This is a genomic window from Pseudomonas sp. K5002 (genome assembly GCF_013386655.1).
GTDB lineage: Bacteria > Pseudomonadota > Gammaproteobacteria > Pseudomonadales > Pseudomonadaceae > Aquipseudomonas.
On sequence record NZ_JACARK010001705.1, the window covers coordinates 1 to 804 of the forward strand.

The window sequence follows — 804 nt, forward strand, 5'->3', positions numbered from 1 at the left end:
CAACGACGCGAGGGCCATGCGCGGGTCGCGGGCTTCCAGGGCCTGCAACGTGCCGAGGATCTGCGCAATGGCGATCCCGCCCGACGACGGCGGCGGCATGCCGCAGACTTTCCAGCGCTTGTAGTCGGTGCACAACGGCGCCCGCTCAACCGCGCTGTAGCCCTTGAGGTCGGTCAGCGTCAGGCTGCCGGCGTTGCTGTTGCCCTGCACCTTGCGGGTGATTTCTTCGGCAATCGGGCCGTAGTACAGCGCGTCCGGCCCTTCCTTGGCGATGCGCTTGAACACGTTGGCCAGCGCCGGGTTTTTCAGCAGCGTACCGGTGGCCTTCGGGCTGCCGTCGGCATTCAGGAAGTACGCGGTCATTTCCGGCGAGCGGCTGATGTAGCGGTCAGCGGCAATCAGGCTGTGCAGGCGCGCAGAGATCGGGAAACCCTCTTCGGCCAGGCGAATGGCCGGCTCAAACAGTTTGGCCCATTGCAGGTGGCCGGTCTTTTTATGGGCCATTTCCAGGGCACGCAACACCCCCGGGGTGGCCACCGAACGCCCGCCAATCTGTGCCTGCGGGAACGACATCGGCGTGCCATCGGCGTTGAGGAACAACCGCTCGGTAGCGCCCGCCGGTGCGGTTTCGCGACCGTCGTAGGCGTGCACCTGCTTGCCGTCCCACAGCATGATGAACGCGCCGCCGCCGATCCCGGAGGACTGCGGCTCCACCAGCGTCAGTACGGCCTGCATGGCAATCGCGGCGTCGATGGCCGAGCCGCCCTTGCGCAGGATTTCCCGCCCGGCTTCGGCGGCCAGCGG

General features: G+C 67.2%; 1 protein-coding gene. It reads right to left on the minus strand.

Annotated elements, in window-relative coordinates; genetic code table 11:
- Positions 1-804, minus strand: an 804-nt coding sequence (locus HX846_RS38805; protein ID WP_178967653.1) for a gamma-glutamyltransferase, incomplete at both ends; no start/stop codon positions are given.